Here is a 22051-nt window from a genome sequence, read left to right on the forward strand (position 1 = left end):
TGGGTGCGTGCAGGCCGCCATGTCCCCCATTGCGGCCTGTGACAAGAGCCAACCAAGCTGAACGAAAGCTGTCAATGGATATAACAGATCCCAGCATTCAGTTATTACGATCCGGAACGTGCGCCATCGCACGCACGATACTTGCCCCCGGAAGCGCCGGCCCCGCGTTTCGTCTCCCTGGGCTTGCTAAACTGGTCAAGGCCGACCCGGAATCGGCCCACCCCATTTCAACCACCTCGGATGTGTTGCGCCATCGTGCGCCCATTTTCGCGGTGGCAGCAACACCAATCCCCGCAGGAGACCCAGCCCTACATGACCGCACTGGCACCCGAATCTTTCCATGAGCAGCTTCTGAGCCGCCGCTACGAACCCAATGTTGCCGCCGTCAACGAGCTGTGCGATTCCCTGCAGGAGGCAAAGCCCGGCACGGTGGTGCCCTACGTTGACCCCATGCACGACGTGGATGAGTGCAGGATCATCAGCCTGTATTCGAATATCGGCGAGGCCGACAAGTCCGGCTTCATCACGCCCGGCGACGCCGACGCCGCCGCCCGGATGCTCGGCATCCAGTGGAAGCTGGGCCTCCGCCCGGAGTACGTGATGCCCTGGAACGTCCACCCCTGGCACATTCCCGGTGAGCCGAACGGGAAGTTCACCCCGGACCAGGTCTCCGCCGGCCTGAAGCCGCTGCTCAAGTTCCTGGCCGTGGTTCCCCGCGCTTCGGTGATCGTGGCGCACGGCACCGAAGCCAACCGCCTGGCCAACCTGCTGCTGAAGACCGAAGTTCCGCTGCTGTGGCGCCGCGGCCTGAAGACCTACAAGGTACGCTCGCTCAGCGGCCGCGCCTTCGCCGGTTCGCCTGCACGCCAGGAGGAATACCTCGAGGCCATGCGCGTGGCCTACGCCGATGCCATGGCGCGCACGGGCCTGCAGAAAGCCAGCTAGTCCCCCCAAACCTATGAGTTTTTGTCCAGATATGCAGGCCAAAACAACGTTTTGAGCTGCATATCTGGACAAAAACTCCTGCAGGTACGACGACGGCCGGTTACCTTTTCTCAAAGGTGACCGGCCGTCGTCGTACTTGCTATTTCGCTTCGATGGCTGCTTTCGCTGCGGGATCGGAGTCGTTCAGGAACTTCTCGATCCGCTCCGGCTCTTCTGCCTCGCCGATGGCAGCCGACGCCCGGCCCAGCGAATACAGGGCCCGCAGGAAGCCGCGGTTGGGCTCATGCTCCCAGGGGATGGGGCCCACGCCGCGCCAGCCGTTACGGCGCAGCGAGTCCAGTCCGCGGTGGTAACCCACCCGGGAGTAGGCGTAGGAATCGATGGTGCGCCCCTCTGCCCAGGCCTCTTCGGCGAGCAATGCCCAGAGCAGCGAGGACGTGGGGTGCTTGGCCACAAGGTCCAGGGGCTCCTGGCCCGCTTCCAGCTGCTGGTTGACCTCGGTCTCGGCAGGCAGGAGCGTGGGCTCGGGGCCCATGAGGTTCCGGCGGAACTCGTCAGACATTCCTAGAAGGTCTTTCCGGCCGAACCGAGCTGCTTGGTTGCCTCCACCACGCGGGCTGCCAGGCCGGCTTCAGCCGATGCGCCCCAGACGCGGGGATCGTAGGTCTTCTTGTTGCCCACTTCGCCGTCAACCTTGAGCACGCCGTCATAGTTGCGGAACATGTGGTCCGCCACCGGACGCGTGTAGGCGTACTGGGTGTCGGTGTCGATGTTCATCTTGATGGTGCCGTAGGAAACTGCGTCCGCGATCTCCTGGTCCGAGGAGCCGGAGCCGCCGTGGAACACGAGGTCGAACGGGCTGTCCTTGCCGATCTTGGCGCCAACCTGTGCCTGGATGTCCTTAAGGATCTCCGGGCGCAGCTTCACGCCGCCCGGCTTGTACACGCCGTGGACGTTACCGAAGGTCAGCGCGGTGATGTAGCGGCCGTTTTCGCCGGAGCCCAGCGCTTCAACGGTGGCCAGGGCGTCTTCGACTGTGGTGTAGAGCTTTTCGTTGATCTCGTTCTCAACGCCGTCCTCTTCGCCGCCCACGGTGCCGATTTCGACCTCAAGGATCATCTTGGCGGCAGCGGTGCGCTCAAGCAGTTCGCGGGCGATGCGCAGGTTCTCCTGCAGGGTTTCGGCTGAGCCGTCCCACATGTGGGAGTTGAACAGCGGGTTGCGGCCGGCCTTGACCTCAGCCTCGGAGGCTGCCAGCAGCGGCAGGACGAAGCCGTCCAGCTTGTCCTTCGGGCAGTGGTCCGTGTGCAGGGCGATGTTGACGTTGTAGTTCTTGGCCACCTCGCGGGCGAAGGCCGCGAAGCCCAGCGAACCGGCAACCATGTCCTTGGTGGAGGCGCCGGACCAGTAAGCCGCACCGCCGGTGGAGACCTGGACGATGCCGTCGGACTCAGCTTCGGCGAAGCCGCGCAGGGCTGCGTTCAGCGTCTGGGAGGACGTCACGTTCACGGCGGGGAATGCGAAGCCGCCCGCCTTTGCGCGGTCGATCATCTCGGAGTAGATCTCTGGGGTTGCAATGGGCATGCTGACTCCTATGCTGAGGTTCGTCTATGGGCTGGTAACCCTGGAGTACCGCTTACGGCTAGCACCATCCTAGTCATTTCCGCACCGGGAGTGCTGTGGGTTACGCCCCGCCCGCACCCGCACCTGGGAGGTCGGCCCGGCACCCGCGGAGCTACACGTGCTGGTTGAAGACGTGGCGGCGCACCCAGGCGTGCATGGCGATTGCGGCGGCGGAGGCTGCGTTGATGGACCGGGTGGAGCCGAACTGCTCGATGGACAGGGTAGCGACGGCGGCCTCGTGCACCTCGGGGGTCAGGCCCGGGCCTTCCTGCCCGAAGACCAGCACGCAGTCTTTGGGCAGTTCGTAGGTTTCCAGCGGCACGGAGTCGGGAAAGATGTCGATTCCGATGATCGCCAGCCCCTCCCCCTGCGCCCAGGCGACGAAGTCCTCAACGGTGGGGTGGTGGCGGACGTGCTGGTAGCGGTCGGTGACCATGGCACCGCGCCGGTTCCACCGGCGTCGGCCGATGATGTGCACTTCCTTCGCGAGGAAGGCGTTGGCGGTGCGCACCACCGTGCCGATGTTGAGGTCGTGCTGCCAGTTCTCGATGGCGACGTGGAAGTTGTGGCGCCGCGAGTCCAGCTCGGCGACGATCGCGTCGTGCTTCCAGTAGCGGTACTTGTCCAGCACGTTCCGCCGGTCCCCGTCCGCGAGGAGGTCGGGATCCCAGTGGTCGCCTTCGGGCAGTTCGCCTTCCCAGGGCCCGACGCCGACCTCCGCCTTTTCGGGCGCGGTTTCGTCCGGCTCGGGCTGGGTTTCGGAGGTCATACCGGGCGTTTGGTTCACCCCTCAACACTAGACTGGACCTTTCGGGCTTTCATCACGGGTGAAGAGGTAGGCATGGCAGAAGCGGACAAGGTTGCAGGCAATCCGGCGGTATATCGCAGCGGCCAGGAGATCGAGTGCTGGCTGACGGACATGGACGGGGTCCTGGTCCACGAGAACCAGGCAGTGCCGGGCGCCGCAGAGCTCATCCAGCGGTGGGTGGACACGTCCAAGCGCTTCCTGGTGCTCACCAACAACTCCATTTTCACGCCGCGCGACCTGGCGGCGAGGCTGAAGGCTTCCGGGCTCGAGGTTCCGGAAGAGAATATCTGGACCTCCGCGTTGGCCACCGCCCAGTTCCTGAAGGACCAGGTGGAAGGTTCCGGATCGGGCAACCGCGCCTACACCATCGGCGAGGCAGGGCTGACGACGGCGCTGCACGAGGCCGGTTTCATCCTCACCGACCAGGATCCTGACTTTGTGGTCCTCGGCGAGACGCGCACGTATTCCTTCGAGGCCATCACCACGGCCATCCGCCTGATCCTGGCCGGGGCGCGCTTTATCGCCACGAACCCGGATGCCACCGGCCCTTCCAAGGATGGCCCCCTGCCGGCAACGGGAGCGATAGCCGCACTTATCACCAAGGCCACGGACCGGGAACCCTACATCGTGGGCAAGCCCAACCCGATGATGTTCCGTTCGGCGATGAACCAGATCGACGCGCACTCGGAGACCACCGCCATGATCGGTGACCGGATGGACACGGACATCATCGCCGGCATGGAAGCGGGGCTCCACACTGTCCTGGTCCTGAGCGGCATCACCCAGCGCGAAGAGATCGGTTCGTACCCGTTCCGGCCCAACCAGGTGCTGAACTCCGTGGCGGACCTGAAGAACCAGATCTAGCTAGAAGACCGTCACCCGGGATCCGCCGCGGGGCAACGGGAAGTTTTCGTCCAGCAGCTGCTGCAGGATGGGCCGGTAGACAGTGGGATTCCAGCCCGGGCTGGCGTGCGCCGGAAGAGCACCCTCCGTCTGCAGATCGCTGGAGACCATGTTCGCCTTGAACGCTACCGCCCAGGCCTCAGCCGCCGTCTGGTAACGGACGGTACGGTCCCGGGGATTGCCGATGTACGCCATTTTGGCGCTGCCCAGCCTGTCCACGAACCGCATGCCCTGGAAGTGGTAGATGTATGCGGATTCGGACTGGATGAGCAGGTTGGACGGGGCGATCGGAGACAACTGTTCGAGCGTCTGGTCAAGGATCTGGCGCCAGGTCCTTTCGTCCTTGTGAATGACCCGCTCCCCCAGTTCGTATCCGCCGCGCAAGGTGGACGGGAACCGGATGCCGCGCTCGTAAAGGAACACCACGCCGTCGAACCAGCTTTGGTCCAGCACGTCATGCTTGCTGTAAGGGCTGGAGTCCAGCACGATGAACTCCACCTGCACCCCGTGGATTTCAAGCAGCCGGGCGGCCACCTGCGTCGCCACCATCCCGCCGAAGCTGTGCCCATAGAAGAACAGCTTGGTGAGCTTCTGCGCGCGGACGTATTCGATGATGGAAATGACCAGCCCATCGATGTCCAGCCCCTGGTTTGAATAGCCGACGGCGGCGAGCCGGGCACGTTTGTTCAGCGCGCCGCGGAGGGAGTTCAGGATCCACTGCGCCTCCTCCCAGCTGGTTTTGTACCCGGGGAACAGGAACCAGCTGGCGTCCGGGTAGTAAGCGTCGGCGAAGTCGTCCGGCATGGTGAGGATCCTGTTGGACCGGCGCTGCGACTGTACCTCGCGGGTGAGCAGCATGTCGGCGGCGAGCACGCCGGAGGCGCCGGCACCGGTCAGGAAGGCGCGCCGCGAAAACTGTTTGAGCGCAGCGGCTTCCGCCAGCAGCCGGGCTCCGGAAGCCCCCCGCCTGTCCTGCGGACTCGTGTCCCCCTCATACGGCACACCCCTACCGTAGGCACAAGGGAAGAGGCCGCCGCAAGCAGGCGGCGGTAACCATTCAGTGACGCCTGGTCAGCAGGGGTGGTTCAGCTGGCGGCCTGTCCTTCCGTGGCGGGGAAAGGGCTGAGGGTGTCCTGCTGGCGCCTGGTGATCTCCCGGCCGATGTCCTCGTACCGGCCCAGCAGGTCGGAGCCGGCAAACGCCCCGGGGTTATCCAGCAGGGCAAAGAGCGTGTCGCTGGCCAGCAACAGTTCCTCATCCGAATACTCCTGCAGCGCCCGGCCGCCCCATGCCCCGAGCCCTGCCAGTTCCAAGGACTGCCCCTCATCGAGGCCGGTCGAGGCTGCCGCCGGTTCGATGGCGTCAGGTTCAGGCAAGGAATCAGCTTCTGCGAAGGCGAGAACCGACAGGGCGTCCGTAACCGTCAGCAGTTCTTCGTCCGGGAACTCGTCGTCGGAAGGCGAAAGGTCCAGCGACACGCCGGCGCCGTGGATTCCCATCAGGGTGCTGGCATCGATGGCGTTGAGTTCAAGGCGAAGGCCCGCCAGCGCGGCCGACTCTACGAGCGCAGCCCGTGAAAGCTCAACACGGATATGGGAACGGATCCCCATGCGCCGGACACGCCGGACGATCTGGACAAGGCCGGGGCGGGAATCCTGGCTGAGGGTTCCCTGGACATCGATGCGGACAACGTCGGCGGGGACATCGAGATTGACGAGGGCATTAAGTGCGCGGTCCATAGGTACTCCAAAAAAGGGTGTCTATGGCCGACGGCTCAACCTCGGCAAGCCTAACCTCCCGCAGGAGTTCCGCACAAGCGAAGCGCTACGCTGTCTGGTCCGCCTGCAGCTGCCCGGGCTCCTGGAAATGGGTGCGCGTTCCGGCTCCGCCGACGGAATCCACGAGGGACTTGGCGATCTCCCGCAGCTTGGTGTTGCTGTTGCTGGCGGCCTCGGTGAGGATACTGACCGCAGCTTCCTGGCTGCACCTGTTCTGCGCCATGACGATGCCGATGGCAATATCGATGATGGTCCGCGATTGAAGGGTGGCCCGGAGGTTTGCAGCGCTGTCGGAGTGAAGCGAGAACCGTACGGCCAGCCGGAGCGCCTGGGAAATTTCCCGGGTGAAGCCCCGCGCCTTGGCGGTGGCGCGTTCGTCGAACTTCCGCGGCACGTCTGAGTACAGGTTCAAAGCCGCCTTGGCATCGCCCTGGAGGTTAAACGGCAATGACAGCACTGACCGCAGCCCGTGGGAGGCCACAGCGGAGGCATAGTCCGGCCCCCATCGGTTTTCCTCAAACAGGTCGGGAACGTGGACTTCCCGCTCCTCTTTTGCAGCAGTAAGGCATGGCCCCTGCGACAGGGAATACTGGATTTCGTCCACTATCCGGGCAGAATCACTGCTCCAGCCGATCGTGGCCGCCTTCCGGTCGCGGAGCAAGGTGATGCCACAAAGGGCATCATCGCCGTCACCGGCCACCTGGTGCGCCGAAAACCGGGCAAGTTCATTCATGAAGTCTTCGAAGTCGGCGCTGTCGAGGATAAGGTTCTGGACCTGCTCGGTGGCGGTCAGGGGCTGTTCAGGGTGGAGCATGGTGCACGATCTCCGTACGGGAATGAGGGGTTAACGCAAATGATAAAGGACTCCCACCCCAGATCCAACAATGCTGCCCGGGACGCAGGGGGCCCGGGCAGCATTTGGGTGCTACGAAAGGCCAAGCTCGTCCTTGCCGAACGCGAACAGGTAGGGCACACCCGTCTCGGCCTCGATCTTTTCCTTGGCGCCGGTGTCGCGGTCCACGATGACGGCAACAGCCACCACGTTGCCACCGGCCTTCCGGACGCCTTCCACGGCGGTCAGCGCCGATCCGCCGGTGGTGGAGGTGTCCTCCAGGACCAGCACCTTGCGGCCCTCCACCGCGGGGCCCTCCACCTGGCGGCCCATGCCGTAGGACTTCTGGGCTTTGCGGACCACAAACGCGTCAACGGTCCGGCCGGCGTCGCGGGCGGCATGCATCACTGCCGTACCCACGGGGTCGGCTCCCATGGTGAGCCCGCCGGCGCACTCAAAGTCGATGCCGGCGTCGTCCGCCAGGGCCAGCATGACCTGGCCCACCAGCTTCGAGGCCTCGTGGTGCAGGGTGATGCGGCGGAGGTCGATGTAGTAATCGGCTTCCGCTCCGCTGGACAGGATCACCGTGCCGCGGACCACGGCGAGCTCCTTGATCAGTTCCAGCAGGCGGGCGCGGGCGGCTGCAGTGTCTAGTGCAGTGTCACTGGGGGAAGTCATGGTCTCCAGTTTAGTGCGGGCCTGCCGGTGTGGATGCTTGAGCGCCGTTGACACTGCTGGCTAGGCTTGACCACATGCGCGAACTCCAGGCCAGGATCATTGAAGAAATGGGCGTACAGCCCCGGATCGACCCCGCCGGGGAGGTGCGCAAACGCGTCACGTTCCTCAAGGATTACCTTAAAGCCACCCATACCAAGGGGTTTGTCCTGGGCATTTCGGGCGGCCTGGACTCCTCGCTGGCCGGCCGTCTGGCCCAGCTCGCCGTCGAAGAGCTCGAGGCAGAGGGCGTGGAGGCGAACTTCGTGGCCGTGCGCCTGCCGTACGGCGTCCAACATGACGAGGAAGACGCCCAGGCTGCATTGGACTTCATCCAGCCCAAAACGGAGTGGACGTTCAATATCTCAGCCGCGGTGGACGGCTTCGAGGACGAGTTCGAAAAGACCGTGGGCTCTGAGATCTCCGACTTCCACAAGGGGAACACGAAGGCCCGCACCCGCATGATTGCCCAGTATGCACTGGCCGGAGAACACAACTACCTGGTGATCGGCACAGACCACGGCGCGGAGTCTGTCACCGGATTCTTCACCAAATACGGCGACGGCGGCGCCGACATCCTGCCCCTGTTCGGCCTCAACAAGCGGCAGAACCGTGCCCTGCTGGCCGAACTTGGCGCACCTGCCCGCGTCTGGGAAAAGGTGCCCACCGCGGACCTGCTCGATGGCAAGCCCGGCCGCACCGACGAAGACGAGCTGGGCCTCAGCTACGACCAGATCGACGATTACCTCGAAGGCCGGGACGTTTCCGAATCTGTGGCGGAATCGATCGAAACGAAGTACCTTCGCACGCGGCACAAGCGCACTGTTCCCGTCACGATTTTTGACACCTGGTGGAGGGGTGAGGGCCCCGAGGAGCCCCGCGCCGGGCTGTAGCCCTGAGGACGTACGACGGCGCGTCGCACCCAAAAGGGGCGGCGCGCCGTCGTCATTCCCTGGCAAAGCCGGGAAGCTCAGCGGGCCCGGCCGCCTTTCCCCTCCGTCCCCAGCTGCTGGGTGATGCGGTGCGCCTCGGTCATCAGGAGGTTGCCCAGCTCCGCCTGCCGCTCCGGTTTGAACCGCGGTTCGATGCCTGTCAGTGAGAGCGCCCAGGCCGGCCGGCCGGACTGGTCGAACACGGCGGCACCCATCCCCCAGCTGCCCTCCAGCACCAGCCCCGGATTCACGGCGTAGCCATTAAGCCTGGTGCGCTTGAGGTTGGCCCGGACAAGTTCCTCCGGATGGCCCGCTGCGAATGCCCCGGCATGCGCTGCCCAGTCATGCAGCAGTTCCTCCTGCTCGGGTTCCGGCAGGAAAGCCAGGATCGCGGTGCCCGCCGAGGCCACGCCCAGCGGGAACCGGACACCCTCGTGCAGCACAAATGACCGCACCGGGAAACTCCCCTCCTCGCGCATCAGGCATACCGTCTCGGCGCCGCGGCGAATGGAAAAGAAGGCACTCTCGCCGGTTGCCTCAGCCAGCCGCCGGAGGCTGGGGCGGGCCAGCTCCTCCAGGGGGAAGCGGGCCGACGCCACCGACCCCATCAGGAAAATCTCCGGACCCAGCACCCAGTGACCGCTGGCGGGGTCGTGGTCCAACAGGCCCTCGGAAGCCAGCGAGGACAACAGCCGGTGGACCGTGGGCCGGGTAAGGCCGGATTCGTTCACCAGGGCGGACAGCTGCATGCCGTCCGGGCTGCGCCCGACGAGCCGGAGCAGCCCTGCGATGCGGCTGACCACCTGGGCGCCCGGAATTGGGGAATTGCTCACTTTCCTCCTTGGTATATCCATATTATGGACATCTAGTACTCTACCGTCCACAGTGTAAGAGAGCGCATTTTTGGCACTATTCCTTGTCTTGACAGCCCTCCCAAACCGCCCGTAGGGTCCATAACCAGACCCATCGTCCACAAAGTGGACAGCATCTGCGGGGAACTCAACGAGGAGGCGCCATGTCCAAACTTCAGCCAGCTGCCGCCGTCGCCCTTGAAGGGGCGCTGCGGGATGGAATGACTCTTGCCGTGGGCGGATTTGGCCTCAGCGGCATCCCGGCGGACCTCATCGACGCCGTCCGGGATTCAGGCGTGAAGGACTTGACGGTGGTCTCGAACAATATGGGTGTGGACGGCAAAGGCCTCGGCATCCTGATCGAGGCGGGCCAGGTCCGGAAGGTCGTTGCCAGCTACGTCGGTGAGAACAAGCTGTTCGCGGAGCAGTATCTTGCCGGCCGCCTGGAAGTCGAGTTCACCCCGCAGGGCACGCTCGCTGAACGGCTGCGGGCCGGCGGTGCGGGTATTCCAGCGTTCTACACCAAAACCGGTGTGGGCACCCTGGTTGCCGAAGGCAAGCCGCACGAGGTGTTCGACGGCGAAACGTACGTCCAGGAGCGCGCCATCCGCGCCGACGTCGCACTGGTCCATGCCCACACCGCGGACACGGACGGAAACCTCATCTACCGGTACACCGCCCGGAACTTCAACCCGGTGGTCGCGACGGCAGGGCTCCTGACCATCGCCGAGGCTGAGGTGATTCTGGCACCGGGAGAACTGGACCCCAACCACATCGTCACCCCTGGCGTCTTCGTCCAGCGCCTGGTCCAGGCGGGCAACAGGGTCAAGGACATCGAGCAGCGGACCGTGCGGCAGCGTCCTGTTTCCGCAGAAACCGAAGCCCTGGCCGTCTGACCATCGAATACCTAGCGACAAGGAGAACCCCATGGCCTGGACCAGGGATGAAATGGCCGCCATCGCGGCCGAGGAACTGAACGACGGCGACTACGTCAACCTGGGCATCGGCATCCCCACGCTGGTGGCCAACAACCTCCGCGACGGCGTCCGCGTTGTCCTGCAGAGCGAAAACGGTCTGCTGGGCATGGGGCCGTTCCCGTACGAGGGCGAGGAGGACGCCGACCTCATCAACGCCGGCAAGCAGACCGTCACGGTGCTGCCGGGCGGCAGCATCTTCGATTCCGCCACCTCCTTCGGCATGATCCGCGGCGGCCACGTCAAAGTGGCCATCCTGGGGGCCATGCAGGTTTCCGGCAGTGGAGACCTCGCGAACTGGACCATCCCCGGCAAGATGGTCAAGGGCATGGGCGGCGCCATGGACCTCGTCGCCGGGACACCGCGCGTGGTGGTCCTCACCGAGCACAACGCCAAGGACGGCAGCGCCAAAATCGTCCGCGATTGCACCCTGCCGCTGACCGGCCTTGGCGTGGTGGACCGGATCATCAGCGACCTTGCGGTCTTTGACCTCGTAAAGCGCGACGGCGGGGGGCGGCAGCTCACCCTGACCCGGCTGGCGCCCGGGGTCTCCTTGGAGGACATCCGTGAGAAGACGGAGGCGGAGTTCACTGTTGCCCTGGACGGGTCCGGTGTCGGAGAGTCCGGCGTCGGGGAATCCGCCCTGGAAGGAGCAACGGCATGAGCCTGCAGGAACAGTTCGGCAAGGATGTCCTGCTCACCGGCTGGGGACACAGCCGTTTCGGGAAGCTGACGGACGAGACCTTGGAGTCGCTGATCGTCCAGGTTGCCAGCCAAGCCATCAGCAACGCCGGCATCGAGCCCGGCCAGATCGACGAGATCTACCTCGGCCAGTTCAACTCCGGCATGATGCCCCTGGCGTTCCCGTCATCACTGGCGCTGCAGGTCTCCCCCGACCTGGCAAACGTTCCAGCCACCCGGGTGGAGAACGCCTGCGCCTCCGGATCCGCCGCCTTCCAGCAGGGCACCAAGTCCCTGCTGGCCGGTACCGCGAAAACGGTGCTGGTGATCGGTGCGGAGAAGATGACGCACGCCGGAGCCGACGTTGTAGGCGCGGGCCTGCTGGGCGCCGACTACGACATGGCCGGCAAAGCATCCACCACCGGCTTCACCGGGCTGTTCGCCGAGGTAGCCAAGCACTACGAAAAGCGGTACGGCAGCGTTTCCGACGTCCTGGGCTCCATCGCCGCCAAGAACCACCGCAACGGCGTGGACAACCCCTGCGCGCAGCTCCGCAAGGACCTCGGCCAGGACTTCTGCCGCACGGTGTCGGACAAGAACCCCATGGTCGCCGACCCCCTGCGCCGCACGGACTGCTCCCCCGTGTCCGACGGTGCTGCCGCCGTCGTGCTGTCCACATCCGCTACCGGCGGCACCACTGCCCCGGTAAGGCTAGCCGGCTTTGGCCACGCCAACGACTTCTTCCCGGCCGCGCGGCGGGATCCGGTGGCCTTCAACGCCACCCGGGTGTCGTGGCAGCGGGCACTGGCGATGGCCGGCGTGGGACTCGACGGTCTGGACTTCGCCGAAGTGCACGACTGCTTCACCATCGCGGAGCTGCTGATGTACGAGGCCATGGGCCTGACCGAACCGGGCCAGGGCGCGCGCGCCATCGAGGAAGGCTGGGTGTACAAGGACGGCAAGCTGCCGGTCAACGTTTCCGGCGGGCTCAAGGCCAAGGGCCATCCGGTAGGCGCCACCGGCGTTTCCCAGCACGTCATCGCCGCCATGCAGCTCACCGGGACCGCCGGGGACATGCAGCTGGCCGGCCCCCGCCGCGCCGCCGTCCAGAACATGGGCGGCGTGGGCATCGCCAACTACGTCAGCGTCCTCGAGGCTGTGTAGGCCGCCGGATTTCCCCACCTTTGAGGGACCACGACGGCGCGTCGCACGGAAAGTGCGGCGCGCCGTCGTCATTTCCGGCAAAAGGTGGGGAATCTCAGCGGGACGGCATCTGGAGCTCAGCCGCGGCTGCGGATCAGGGCGGCAATCTCCGCGAACCCCAGACGTTCGGCGTTCTGCAGGGCCGTTCTTCCCTCCGGGTCCCGGATGTTTGGGTCGGCACCGGCGTCGAGGAGCAGCCGGACCACCTCCTGCTGCCTGGGTCCGCCGTTGTTCAGCAGGATGGCTTCCTGCATGGCGGTCCAGCCCAGGTTGTTGACATGGTTCACCGGGACCCCGGCCGCGATCAGGATCTGCACCGTTTCCACGTGGCCGTGTTCGCTGGCCGGGATCAGGGCTGTGCCGCCGTAGCGGTTGGTGCTTGTAACGTCTGCCCCGGCGGCCAGCGTCAACCGCAGAACCTCGTTGAACCCTTCGGCGCCCGCATAGAGGAATGCCGAGTCCTGGATCGCATCCTTGGTGTTGACGTTTCCGCCGCGACCGATCAGCTCAGCGACGAGCGGCGCGTTGTTGGCCTTGGCAGCGGCAATCAGTTCCTGATCGAGCTGCGCCTGTTCATCCGCGGGCAGGACCGGCGGGGCCGTCACCGGGTCAGGCGGCGGTGCGGTTGCCGAGGTTGGCTCCGCTTCCGTGCTGACGGCCGACGGCGGAGCTGACTGAGGCGGCTGCGTTTCCCCAGGTGCCACCTGGCACGCTGCCAGGAACACCGCCATGCCTCCTGCGGCAATGAGTGCTGCCCCGCTGCGGCTCCACGTCATACGTGCAGCCTACTTTGCAGTCCCGGCAGCAGCGATGGCGTCAGCACCGGCCGTGGCGCAAGCTGCATCCAGGGCCCCGTCGGGAGCACCGCCGACGCCGATCCCCGCCACGGACACACCGTTCACCTTCAGCGGGACGCCACCGGCCAGGAACAGGGTGCCGGGGAGGTCGGCGATGCTGGGGCCGTTTCCGTTGATCCGCTTGGCCAGTTCACTGGTGGGGGTGCCAAAGGCTGCCGCCGTGTAAGCCTTCTGCTTTGCGGCCTCGATGGTGTGCTCGGCGGCGTTGTCGCCCCGCAGGAGCGCCTGCACGGTGCCGAAGCGGTCCACCAGTGCCACGGTGACAAAGGGCAGCTTGTCCGCCTGGCACTTCGCGAGCGCAGCGGAAACAGCCTTGGCGGAAGCGCCCACGGAGATACGGTTCTGCTGGACCACGTTCTCCGGCACGGGCTGGATGTCAGCAGCAGGGACGGCCGTTGGAGCAACACTGGTGCCGGCGTTTGCGGTGACAGTCGCGGCGGCGGTCAGGGCAAGGGCGCCGGCGGCGGCCACGGCGAATACTTTCGAGGACTTCTTCATGCTGATTCCTTTGGTTCTAAGCCCCAGCGGCGGTTCCGGGCCGGGTACCTTCCCATCCTGTCCAAAGTCCGGGCGGCTGCCATCGGGCCTTTGGCTGGCGCCTGCTGCTCCGAAAGGCCAGCCGTATCAGCCAAAAGGCTGAGAGACGGAGCAGGGCCCGGGGCCATAGCATGGTGGCTAGCAACCCTCCTCCCGAACCGGACTTTCCATGCCTTCCCGAGCCACCACCAGCCACGCCGCCCCAGCCCCGGACCAGCGTGGTGCCGGGCCTGCCGGGGCTGGCTCCTCAAACAGCACCTTCCCGCGCCACCCCCGCCTCGGCAGGATCGACACCGCGGTACACCTTGGCTTCGGCGTCCTCCTGGTGGCGTCGCTGGTCCGCTACGTGATGCGCCACAGCCCCGCAGACAACATCCTGGTCTTGTGCCTGGCCGCCGGCGCCTGCCTGCTGTATGTCGCCGTCGCCGTCCAAGCACGGCGCGGCAGTCCGGGTGCCCCATGGATGGCCGCACTGCTGGGCGTGTGGGCCGTCCTGGTCATCGCTGCCCCCAGCTTTGCCTGGTGCTCGTTCGCGCTCTTCTTCCTGTGCCGCAGCGTCTTCACTGGAGCCGCAGCGTACGTGGCGGCAGGTGTTACAGCGGGTGCCACCGCCGCTGGCCTGTTCAAGCTGAGTGAGGGCACCGACCTGGCCATGCTCCTGGGCCCGGTCGCCGTGGGTGTGATGCTGACCTTGGTTTATGACCGGATCCAGCACGACGCCGAGGAGCAGCGCCGCCTGCACGCGGAAGTATCGCTCGCACAGGGACAGCTCGCGGCCAGCGAGCGCCGGGCCGGAACCATCGCCGAACGTGAACGCGTATCCCGGGAAATCCACGACACCGTCACCCAGGGCCTGGCCAGCAGCCTCCTCCTGCTGGAAGCGGCCGGCAGGGCGTGGCCGCGCGATGCAGCGCGGGCGGACCTTGCCCAAGCTACCGCACTGCTGAGGGGCAACCTGTCCGAGACCCGGAACCTGGTCCACGAGCTCGCCTCCCCCGGACTGGACGGGTCGCCATTGCCCGACGCCCTTCTGGTCGCAGCCAGGCAATACGTCCCGGCGGCCCGGCTCCTGGTCACCGGCGAACCGCGGCCGGTGCCGGCTGACGTCCGGCACGCACTCCTGCGGATGGTCCAGAGTGCCGCCTCAAACATCACACTGCACGCTTCCGCGTCCACGGCCACAGTGACGCTCGGCTTCCTGCCGGACGCCGTCACGTTGGATGTGTACGACGACGGTGCCGGCTTTGATCCGGCGGCGGCAGCACCGCCGTCGGACGCCGGAGGGTACGGCCTGCGCGCCATGCGGCAACGCGTGGAACAGCTGGGCGGCGTCTTCTCCGTGGAAAGCGCACCCGGCGAAGGGACCGTTGTCGCAGCCCAACTGCCCGCAGCAGAGTCCGATGCCCCGGGAGGGACACAATGAGCCCCATCAAGGTATTGCTGGTGGACGACCACCTCGTGGTACGGAGCGGGCTGCGGGCGCTGCTCGGCACCCAGCCGGATATCGACGTCGCGGCCGAGGCGGCGTCCGGCGAAGAAGCGCTGCAGCTGCTGGAACGGGATCCTGTGTCGGTGGTGGTGATGGACCTTGCCATGGGCCCGGGGATGGACGGCATCGAGGCCATCCGGAAAATCCGCGAACGGAACGCCCGGCAGGCCATCCTGGTGTTCACCACTTACGATTCCGACGCCGATATTGTCCGGGCGGTGGATGCCGGCGCTATGGGATACCTGCTGAAAGACGCCGCCCCTGACGAAATTTTCGCGGCCATCCGCGGCGCCGTGCAGGGCAAAAGCGTGATGAGTGCGCCCGTGGCGTCCCGCCTTTTTCAGCAGCTGCGCAACCCGGACGAGATCCTGACGCCGCGCGAGGCCGAACTTCTCAGCCTCCTGACCGAGGGCCTCAGCAACCGCGAACTGGGCCAACGTCTCTTCATCTCCGAGGCGACGGTAAAGACCCATCTGGCGCACATTTATGCCAAGCTCGGGGTGGACACCAGGGCTGCTGCCATCGCCACCGCAATCCGCCGCGAAGGCATGCGTTGACGACTTCGAGTGCCCATACCCTTGCAAGGTTGGCTCCGGCCCCGTACGTTGGGGACAGCGGGGGACGTTCTCCGCGCACCTCGGACCGCTGGGTCCGGGGAGAGAATCAGAGTCACATGAAGGAATGCAGCCATGGCAACAGGCACAGTTAAATGGTTCAACGCCGAAAAGGGTTTTGGCTTCATTGCCCCCGATGACGGGTCCGCTGACGTTTTCGCCCACTACTCCGCAATCGCCAGCAGCGGATACCGCTCACTCGATGAGAACCAGAAGGTTGAATTCGATGTGACCCAGGGTCCCAAGGGCCCGCAGGCAGAGAACATCCGCCCGCTCTAAGGCTTCGGCGTCCTCCCGCACCTGCAGGAGGAAACCCGCCACGCAGCGGCCCCTCCAACACCTGTTGGAGGGGCCGCTGTTTTTCTGTCCCCTCCCCCCTCCGACGCTCTCTCACTTAACGCGCTATTTTCTCCCACGCTCTCTCACTTAACGCGCCATTTCCCCCGACGCTCTATCACTTTGGGCGGGGGCGACGGCGGTGCTGCCGCGGTCTTCGTGCCGGAGGTCCCCGACGGGACCCGGGGAGCGATGGAGCGTTCCCAAAAAACCGACGTTAAGTGATAGAGCGTTCCCCAAAACCCCACATCAAGTGATAGAGCGTCACCCGAAATGCCGCATCAAGTGAGAGAGCGTTGCCGGGGAGCTGTCGGGTTGCCGGGTTTGGGATAATTGGGTTATGACCGGACAGCACCCGGACAACGTTCCCGGCAACAACGCGGGCAAGGATCCGTGGGAGGAGTTTGACCAACTCCCACCCGCCGTGCCGGATCGTGTCCCGGGGCATCCTGGCGGGGAACCGCTGGGCTTCGGTTTCCGCACTGGGGTCCGCAGCGCGCGTGTCGCCGTCGGATTTGCCGTCTACACCCTTGTCCTCGGAACCATCCTCGCCCTGGCAGGATCCATTGTGTTTATTGCCGAGCAACAATGGCTGCTCGTGGCCCTGATGCTCCTCATCGAAGCGGTCTTTGTTCTTGCCTTCACCCGGCTCGTTACGCAGGCCCGCCAGCGTTCTCCACGCAACCGTCAGCGGCCCCGTTCCCCTCGCCGTCCGTTCCCGGAAGAACCCGCTTGACCTTGACGCTGCGTCAACCCCTACGCTCGGAGCATGGAAGCAACCGAAACCACCGCAGGCACTGACTGGTCCATCCAGGATGTCGCCAGGATGGCAGGGACCACCAGCCGGACGCTGCGCCACTACGACGACATCGGGCTCCTGAAACCCAGCCGCGTTGGCAACAACGGATACCGCTACTACAACGGCGCAGCGCTCCTGCGGCTGCAGCGGATCCTCCTGCTCCGGGAACTCGGCCTGGGGCTGCCGGCCATTGCCGAGGTATTCCAGCACGAGACAGACACCGTCAATGCGCTAAGCCGCCACCTGGACTGGCTCCGGCAGGAGCAGGAGCGGCTGGCACGGCAGGTCCTGTCTGTACAGCAAACGATTGAAACAGTAAAAGGAGGAGGCGAACTCATGGCCGAGAAAATGTTTGACGGCTTCGACCACACCCAATACAAGGACGAGGTGGAGCAGCGCTGGGGTAAGGACGCCTACGCGAAGGGGGACGCCTGGTGGCGCGGCATGGAAACCGCGGAGAAGCAGGAGTGGAAGTCCCGGGCCGAAGAGCTGGGCAAGGACTGGACGGCCGCCTCTGAATCTGGACTCAGCGCGGACAGCCCGGAGGCGCAGGACCTGGCACGGCGGCACGTTGAGTGGCTGACCTCCATCCCCGGCACTCCGGCGTCGGAGCCCGGCGGAGACGTCAAAGGCTACGTGGTGGGCCTGGGTGAGATGTACGTTGCCGATTCGCGTTTCGCCGCAAACTACGGTGGCGAGGCGGGCGCCGGCTTTGTGCGGGACGCCTTGCGAGCCTACGCCGACAGGAACCTCCAGTAAGGCCTGAAGCACGACGGCGGAGGCTGGCTTGGCGAGACAGGTATGGCCCCGCAGCTCTCAGCCCAGCCGCTTCCGCACGGCGAGCATGCCTGCGGCGAGCAACGCGGCGGTGCCGATCCGCCGTTGTGCCGTTCGGCGTCGTCCGTGCCATCCGCCCCCGGTGGAAGTCTTCCGGATGCCCTGCGAGGCCTGGTGCAGGTTTCCCGAGGTGACGGGGGCGGACTGCCGCCGGGACAGCTGGCTCCTGTCCACTTGGCGCGCAGTGGTAGCTTCGACGGCGTCAGGGGTCATCTTGTGCTGCAGCACCAGGAGGCGCCCGGCCAGTCCTCCGGCGACAGTTTCCCGGCGCGGGCGGTCCACAAGCCCCACGATGGCTTTCGCGACCCGCTCCGCGGTGTACACAGGAGGCATCGCCTTGGGCCGCCGGCCGGTGTAATTGGCCGCGTTTTGGTAGAAGGGCGTGTCAATGGTGGCAGGCAGAACGGTGCAGACCTTCACCCCGTCAACGCCTTCGCGGGCCAATTCGGAGCGCAGGCTGATGCTCAGGGAACGCACGGCGGCTTTGGAGATGGAATAGGCGGCGGAGTACGGCAAAGGGATTTCCGCCACGATGGATGCCACGTTGATCAGGACACCGGTTCCCTGCGCGCGGAGACGGGGCAGTGCGGCCCGTGCACCGTTCACGTACCCCAGGATGTTGACGTCGAGGACGCGCTGGAAATCCTTCGGCGGAATCTCGGTCAGCAGGCCGAAGGCACCCACTGCGGCGTTGTTGACCCACACATCCAGGCGCCCGAACTCCTGTTCGGCCCGGGCTGCCAGTTCTTCCATGGCGCCCACATCGGTCACGTCGGTAGGAACGGCGATGGCTTTCGCACCGCGTTTCCTGCAGGCCCCGGCCACGTCTTCCAGGGATTCCGCTCCCCGTGCGGCCAGGACCAGCCGGGCCCCTTTCGCAGCGAAACGAAGGGCCGTGGCCCGCCCGATCCCGCTGGAGGCGCCGGTGATCACCACAACTGGATTCTTGACACGCATTCGGCATCCCTTTCTGTCCGGTGGACGGCCCCCCGCATAAAACTAAGCAGGCTTAGTGTTTGATGCTACCGATCACAGGGCGGCGGGACAACGGCTGCGCCCGCAGCCGGGCAGGGTACCTAATGGAAGGCGGATTTGCCAGTGACCGCCCTGCCCACAATGAGCGAGTTGATCTCGTAGCTGCCCTCGTAGGTGTAGAGAATTTCGGCGTCGCCGAACAGCTTGCCCATCTCGTAGTCGCTGCTGATTCCGTTGCCGCCCAACAGCGAGCGCCCCATGGCCACCGTGGCCCTGGCCAGACGCGTGACTGTGGCCTTGGCCATCGCGGCCTGCACCATTTCCAGCTTTCCCTCCTGCTGGATGCGCGCCAGCTGCGCCATCAGCGCCAACGAGGCCGAAGCGTTGCCCAACATGTCGGCGAGCTGCTGTTGGACCAGCTGGAAGCCGGCCAGTTCCCTGCCGAACTGCCGACGGCTCAGGGCGTAGGCGCGGGCCACGTCGAAAGCGGCCAGCTGGATGCCCGCGCCCTGCCAGCCAACCCAAGCGCGGGAGTCCCGCAGGAGCTCGTTGGTCCTGGAAAAGCTCGTGGCGCCGGGCAGCAGGTTATCCGCGGGGATCCGCACGTCCGCCAGCACAATGTCCGCGTTCTGCATGATCCGCAGGCCGATCTTGTTGGAGATCTTGGTGGCTGTATAGCCCGGCCTGTCCGTTTCGACGATGAAGCCCTTGATCTCACCGTCCGCCACGTCCCGGGCCCAGACCAGGGCGAAGTCGGCGATAGTGGCAGCACCGATCCAGCGTTTGGCGCCGTTGATGACCCACTCGCCGCCCTCCAGCCTGGCCGAGGTTTCCAGCCCGCCGGCGATGTCAGAGCCATGGTCCGGCTCCGTCAGCGCAAAAGCCCCGAGGTGCCTGAAGGATTTCAGGCCAGGCAGCCACCGGGCCTTCTGCTCACCGGAGCCCAGCTCGCTGACCATCCCGAGAATGAGCTCGTTGTGGATGCCGGCGAGCGCCGACAGGGACACGTCGGCTCGGGCAAGCTCCACGTACATCAGGCCTTTGAACAGTGTGGAACTTCCATCCAGCTGAAGTGCGCCGAGGCCATGCTTTCCCAGGTCCGCCAGCAGCCCGAAGGGGAACTCTTCGCGATTCCAGTACTCAATGGAGGCCTGGCGGACAGAGGACTGGAGGAACTGGCGGATGCGGAAATACGTGTCCCGTTCCGGAGGCGCCAGGAGGTCAACGATGTACATCAGGTCCGCATCAGGAAAGGGCGCTGCTCCGTGATGTCCTGCGGGCTGCCCGGGCATTGGTCCCCTCGCTCTGCCAGACTGCTTTACGAAACCGTTGGATGTCCTAGTATATTGCACAGGCTCACCCAACGCGTGAGGCACATCACAGGCGAAAGGCTGGCTATGGGCATCCCGCTCTCCCGTGACCCCATCGCTGATGCCCGCCGGAACTGGGAGGAACGCGGCTGGGCGGACGTGGCCGCTCCCATGGCCGCCATTACCGCCATTATGCGGACCCAGCAGATTCTGCTCGCCCGGATCGAACTGGTGCTGAAGCCTTTCGGACTGACTTTCGCACGCTACGAACTGCTCGCCCTGCTGAGCTTCGCCAGGAACGGGTCCCTACCCATGAAGAAAGCGAGCACGCTCCTCCAGGTCCACCCCACCTCCATCACCAACGCGGTTGACCGGCTGCAGGACGCCGGGCTGGTGCGCCGCTCTCCCCATCCAACCGACGGGCGCACCACGCTGGTTGAGCTCACTCCTGACGGCCGCACCCTGGCGAAACGTTCGACGGCGGCACTCAACTCCGAGGTTTTCGGCGCCTCCGGTTTCGGCCCGGAGGACGTCGATCAACTGATCCGGATACTGGGAGATTTCCGTCGGAATGCCGGCGATTTCACCGACGCCTGAACGGGCCGGCAGGAGGCAAGGCCAGGTACGAGGCAGGGGCAGGCCGGGCAGCCGGGTCAGGCAGGAGACAGTGCCAGCAGAGAGCAGGGTCAGGCAGGGAGAGCAGGGTCAGCGCGGTGCTTTGGCGCGTTTGATCCGCCGGGCGACCAGCAGGATTACGGTGACGCCCACCGCCGCATACACCGCGTAGTTCAGGAAGCGGGAGTATTCCTCGATCAACCGGTACTGCGTGCCCAGCAGGTACCCGAACCCCAGCAGCAACCCGTTCCAGAGCCCACTGCCGGCGAGCGTGTAAATAGTGAACGTGCCCAGCGGCATGGCTGCAGCGCCGGCCGGAAGGGAAATGAGGCTCCGCACGCCGGGCAGCAGCCTCCCGAAAAAGATGGACGACCGTCCGTGGCGGCGGAACCAACCGGCCGCGTGTTCAAAGTCCTCCCGGTCCACCAACGGAAGCTTGGACAGCCCGCGGATGGAGCGCTCCAGGCCAAGCTTGGCCCCGAGCCAGTACAGGAACACCGCGCCAAGGTAGGCGCCCAGCGTGCTGGTCACAAAAACCAGGAGCAGGTTCAGGGAGCCCTGCCGGGCAAGGTAGCCGGCCAGCGGCAGGATGACTTCGCTGGGGATGGGCGGCACCACTGTTTCCGCCAGGGTGAAGAGCCCCACACCCCATTCCCCGAGCTGCTCGATGCCGCGGGCAGACACGCCCACCAACCCTGTCAGGTTATCCGCCGAACCGCCCGCGTCCGATGCCGTCCCCCACATAAAACTCCCCATCCACGCCGCAGCCATGCTGTCTTCCCGGTTCTGTCTACCTTACGCACCTGTGTAGAAGCTGGGCCCGGCCTGCATCAGGCAGGCTTGGCCCGGACGTGCATCCTCTCCCCCTGGGTGCCAAAGAGGCTCAGGAACTCCACCGGGTTGCCGTCCGCGCGGCCGAACCAATGCGGGACCCTGGTGTCGAATTCCGCGGCTTCCCCCGCAGTAAGCACCAGGTCCCGGCCACCCAGGACCATCCGCAGCCTGCCGTTAAGCACATACAGCCACTCGTATCCTTCGTGCACCTGGGGGTTGGGTTCCTCCAGCCGCCCGGCGGGCAGGATGTGCTTGTAGGCTTGGATGCCGCCGGGCTTTTTGGTCAGCGGAATGATGGTCATTCCCCGCACCTGGAGGGGCCGCAGGTGCACCCGGGGATCTCCCGTGGCCGGAGCGCCCACCAGTTCATCCAGCGGAACCTGGTATGCCTTGGCCAGCGGCAGCAGCAGCTCGAGGTTTGGCCGGCGCTGGCCGGACTCCAGCCTGGATAACGTGCTTACGGATATGCCAGTGGTTTCGGACAATGCTGTGAGCGTGATGCCGGCTGCCTGCCGAAGCACCCGCAATCTGGGGCCCACCGCTGCCAGGACATCGTCGATCTGTTCTTCCATGCCCTCATCTTGCCATTCCGGCAAATTATTTT

The 22051-nt window shown here is 65.5% G+C and carries 26 protein-coding genes; 12 read left to right on the forward strand and 14 right to left on the reverse strand.

Going from position 1 to position 22051, the window contains the following annotated elements:
- The first annotated feature begins 312 nt into the window (after positions 1-312).
- A complete protein-coding gene (locus tag ARTSIC4J27_RS17575) occupies positions 313-945 on the forward strand; it encodes a uracil-DNA glycosylase family protein (RefSeq protein ID WP_050056494.1) in 633 nt (210 codons plus the stop codon).
- Positions 946-1084: 139 nt separating this feature from the next.
- On the opposite strand, the gene ARTSIC4J27_RS17580 is transcribed toward ARTSIC4J27_RS17575, so the two are convergent.
- From ARTSIC4J27_RS17580 to ARTSIC4J27_RS17590, 3 genes are all read right to left on the reverse strand, one after another.
- Positions 1085-1507, reverse strand: coding sequence for a DUF3151 domain-containing protein (locus ARTSIC4J27_RS17580; protein ID WP_050056495.1), 423 nt, complete (start codon positions 1505-1507; stop codon positions 1085-1087).
- A 2-nt stretch (positions 1508-1509) separates the two neighbouring features.
- Positions 1510-2529, reverse strand: a complete 1020-nt coding sequence (gene fbaA / locus ARTSIC4J27_RS17585) for a class II fructose-bisphosphate aldolase (RefSeq protein WP_050056496.1) — start codon at positions 2527-2529, stop codon at positions 1510-1512.
- Between the two features lie 151 nt (positions 2530-2680).
- On the reverse strand, positions 2681-3337 hold the full coding sequence (locus ARTSIC4J27_RS17590) for a TrmH family RNA methyltransferase (protein ID WP_235436778.1): 657 nt from the start codon (positions 3335-3337) through the stop codon (positions 2681-2683).
- 72 nt (positions 3338-3409) lie between these two features.
- On the opposite strand from ARTSIC4J27_RS17590, the gene ARTSIC4J27_RS17595 reads away from it, so the two are divergent.
- The gene (locus ARTSIC4J27_RS17595) at positions 3410-4240 is read left to right on the forward strand and encodes an HAD-IIA family hydrolase (RefSeq protein ID WP_050056498.1); all 831 of its coding nucleotides are present in this window, start codon (positions 3410-3412) and stop codon (positions 4238-4240) included.
- Here ARTSIC4J27_RS17595 and ARTSIC4J27_RS17600 read toward each other — a convergent pair whose 3' ends face one another.
- The 4 genes from ARTSIC4J27_RS17600 to pyrE form a co-directional block, all read right to left on the reverse strand.
- Positions 4241-5281, reverse strand: coding sequence for an alpha/beta fold hydrolase (locus tag ARTSIC4J27_RS17600; RefSeq protein WP_050056499.1), 1041 nt, complete (start codon positions 5279-5281; stop codon positions 4241-4243).
- Positions 5282-5364: 83 nt separating this feature from the next.
- Positions 5365-6018, reverse strand: coding sequence for a hypothetical protein (locus ARTSIC4J27_RS17605; protein WP_050056500.1), 654 nt, complete (start codon positions 6016-6018; stop codon positions 5365-5367).
- 85 nt (positions 6019-6103) lie between these two features.
- Positions 6104-6871, reverse strand: a complete 768-nt coding sequence (locus ARTSIC4J27_RS17610) for a GAF and ANTAR domain-containing protein (RefSeq protein WP_050056501.1) — start codon at positions 6869-6871, stop codon at positions 6104-6106.
- A gap of 111 nt (positions 6872-6982) precedes the next feature.
- Positions 6983-7567 carry an orotate phosphoribosyltransferase gene (gene pyrE / locus ARTSIC4J27_RS17615; protein ID WP_050056502.1) on the reverse strand — a complete coding sequence of 195 codons (585 nt, stop codon included), beginning with the start codon at positions 7565-7567 and terminating at the stop codon, positions 6983-6985.
- A 74-nt stretch (positions 7568-7641) separates the two neighbouring features.
- Here pyrE and nadE point away from each other — a divergent pair, with 74 nt between their 5' ends.
- Complete coding sequence (nadE, locus tag ARTSIC4J27_RS17620; RefSeq protein ID WP_050056503.1) at positions 7642-8496, forward strand: ammonia-dependent NAD(+) synthetase; 855 nt, start codon at positions 7642-7644, stop codon at positions 8494-8496.
- Positions 8497-8573: 77 nt separating this feature from the next.
- On the opposite strand, the gene ARTSIC4J27_RS17625 is transcribed toward nadE, so the two are convergent.
- Positions 8574-9389, reverse strand: coding sequence for an IclR family transcriptional regulator (locus tag ARTSIC4J27_RS17625; protein ID WP_050056504.1), 816 nt, complete (start codon positions 9387-9389; stop codon positions 8574-8576).
- A gap of 161 nt (positions 9390-9550) precedes the next feature.
- On the opposite strand from ARTSIC4J27_RS17625, the gene ARTSIC4J27_RS17630 reads away from it, so the two are divergent.
- Genes ARTSIC4J27_RS17630 through ARTSIC4J27_RS17640 form a run of 3 tightly spaced genes read left to right on the forward strand, consistent with a single transcriptional unit; the run spans position 9551 to position 12205 of the window.
- Positions 9551-10282 (forward strand): CoA transferase subunit A, encoded by a 732-nt coding sequence (locus tag ARTSIC4J27_RS17630; protein ID WP_050056505.1) that lies wholly within the window; start codon positions 9551-9553, stop codon positions 10280-10282.
- Positions 10283-10313: 31 nt separating this feature from the next.
- Positions 10314-11024 (forward strand): 3-oxoacid CoA-transferase subunit B, encoded by a 711-nt coding sequence (locus ARTSIC4J27_RS17635; RefSeq protein ID WP_050056506.1) that lies wholly within the window; start codon positions 10314-10316, stop codon positions 11022-11024.
- Positions 11021-12205, forward strand: coding sequence for an acetyl-CoA acetyltransferase (locus tag ARTSIC4J27_RS17640; protein WP_050056507.1), 1185 nt, complete (start codon positions 11021-11023; stop codon positions 12203-12205). The genes ARTSIC4J27_RS17635 and ARTSIC4J27_RS17640 overlap by 4 nt, the downstream gene beginning before the upstream one ends.
- 116 nt (positions 12206-12321) lie before the next feature.
- Here the strand turns inward: ARTSIC4J27_RS17640 and ARTSIC4J27_RS17645 are convergent, their stop codons facing one another.
- A complete protein-coding gene (locus ARTSIC4J27_RS17645; RefSeq protein ID WP_050056508.1) occupies positions 12322-13020 on the reverse strand; it encodes an ankyrin repeat domain-containing protein in 699 nt (232 codons plus the stop codon).
- Positions 13021-13029: 9 nt separating this feature from the next.
- Complete coding sequence (locus tag ARTSIC4J27_RS17650) at positions 13030-13599, reverse strand: GlcG/HbpS family heme-binding protein (protein WP_050056509.1); 570 nt, start codon at positions 13597-13599, stop codon at positions 13030-13032.
- 208 nt (positions 13600-13807) lie between these two features.
- Here ARTSIC4J27_RS17650 and ARTSIC4J27_RS17655 point away from each other — a divergent pair, with 208 nt between their 5' ends.
- The 5 genes from ARTSIC4J27_RS17655 to ARTSIC4J27_RS17675 all read left to right on the forward strand — a co-directional run bounded on the left by ARTSIC4J27_RS17655 (position 13808) and on the right by ARTSIC4J27_RS17675 (position 17635).
- On the forward strand, positions 13808-15061 hold the full coding sequence (locus ARTSIC4J27_RS17655; protein ID WP_083435522.1) for a sensor histidine kinase: 1254 nt from the start codon (positions 13808-13810) through the stop codon (positions 15059-15061).
- The gene (locus ARTSIC4J27_RS17660; protein WP_050056510.1) at positions 15058-15684 is read left to right on the forward strand and encodes a response regulator; all 627 of its coding nucleotides are present in this window, start codon (positions 15058-15060) and stop codon (positions 15682-15684) included. The genes ARTSIC4J27_RS17655 and ARTSIC4J27_RS17660 overlap by 4 nt, the downstream gene beginning before the upstream one ends.
- 132 nt (positions 15685-15816) lie before the next feature.
- A complete protein-coding gene (locus ARTSIC4J27_RS17665; RefSeq protein ID WP_013599688.1) occupies positions 15817-16020 on the forward strand; it encodes a cold-shock protein in 204 nt (67 codons plus the stop codon).
- A gap of 397 nt (positions 16021-16417) precedes the next feature.
- Positions 16418-16813, forward strand: a complete 396-nt coding sequence (locus ARTSIC4J27_RS17670; protein WP_050056511.1) for a hypothetical protein — start codon at positions 16418-16420, stop codon at positions 16811-16813.
- A gap of 33 nt (positions 16814-16846) precedes the next feature.
- A complete protein-coding gene (locus ARTSIC4J27_RS17675; protein WP_050056512.1) occupies positions 16847-17635 on the forward strand; it encodes a MerR family transcriptional regulator in 789 nt (262 codons plus the stop codon).
- Between the two features lie 57 nt (positions 17636-17692).
- On the opposite strand, the gene ARTSIC4J27_RS17680 is transcribed toward ARTSIC4J27_RS17675, so the two are convergent.
- Together ARTSIC4J27_RS17680 and ARTSIC4J27_RS17685 are read right to left on the reverse strand one after the other, a co-directional pair.
- Positions 17693-18670, reverse strand: a complete 978-nt coding sequence (locus tag ARTSIC4J27_RS17680) for an SDR family oxidoreductase (protein WP_050056513.1) — start codon at positions 18668-18670, stop codon at positions 17693-17695.
- 119 nt (positions 18671-18789) lie between these two features.
- Positions 18790-19980, reverse strand: coding sequence for an acyl-CoA dehydrogenase family protein (locus ARTSIC4J27_RS17685; RefSeq protein WP_050056514.1), 1191 nt, complete (start codon positions 19978-19980; stop codon positions 18790-18792).
- A gap of 105 nt (positions 19981-20085) precedes the next feature.
- Here ARTSIC4J27_RS17685 and ARTSIC4J27_RS17690 point away from each other — a divergent pair, with 105 nt between their 5' ends.
- Positions 20086-20595: a MarR family winged helix-turn-helix transcriptional regulator gene (locus ARTSIC4J27_RS17690; protein ID WP_050056515.1), complete on the forward strand. Its 510-nt coding sequence runs from the start codon at positions 20086-20088 to the stop codon at positions 20593-20595.
- Positions 20596-20703: 108 nt separating this feature from the next.
- Here the strand turns inward: ARTSIC4J27_RS17690 and ARTSIC4J27_RS17695 are convergent, their stop codons facing one another.
- Positions 20704-21357, reverse strand: a complete 654-nt coding sequence (locus ARTSIC4J27_RS17695) for a DedA family protein (protein WP_083435523.1) — start codon at positions 21355-21357, stop codon at positions 20704-20706.
- A gap of 86 nt (positions 21358-21443) precedes the next feature.
- Positions 21444-22019 (reverse strand): helix-turn-helix domain-containing protein, encoded by a 576-nt coding sequence (locus ARTSIC4J27_RS17700; RefSeq protein WP_050056517.1) that lies wholly within the window; start codon positions 22017-22019, stop codon positions 21444-21446.
- Positions 22020-22051: the final 32 nt, after the last annotated feature.

The organism is Pseudarthrobacter siccitolerans (assembly GCF_001046895.1).
GTDB classification, from domain to species: domain Bacteria; phylum Actinomycetota; class Actinomycetes; order Actinomycetales; family Micrococcaceae; genus Arthrobacter; species Arthrobacter siccitolerans.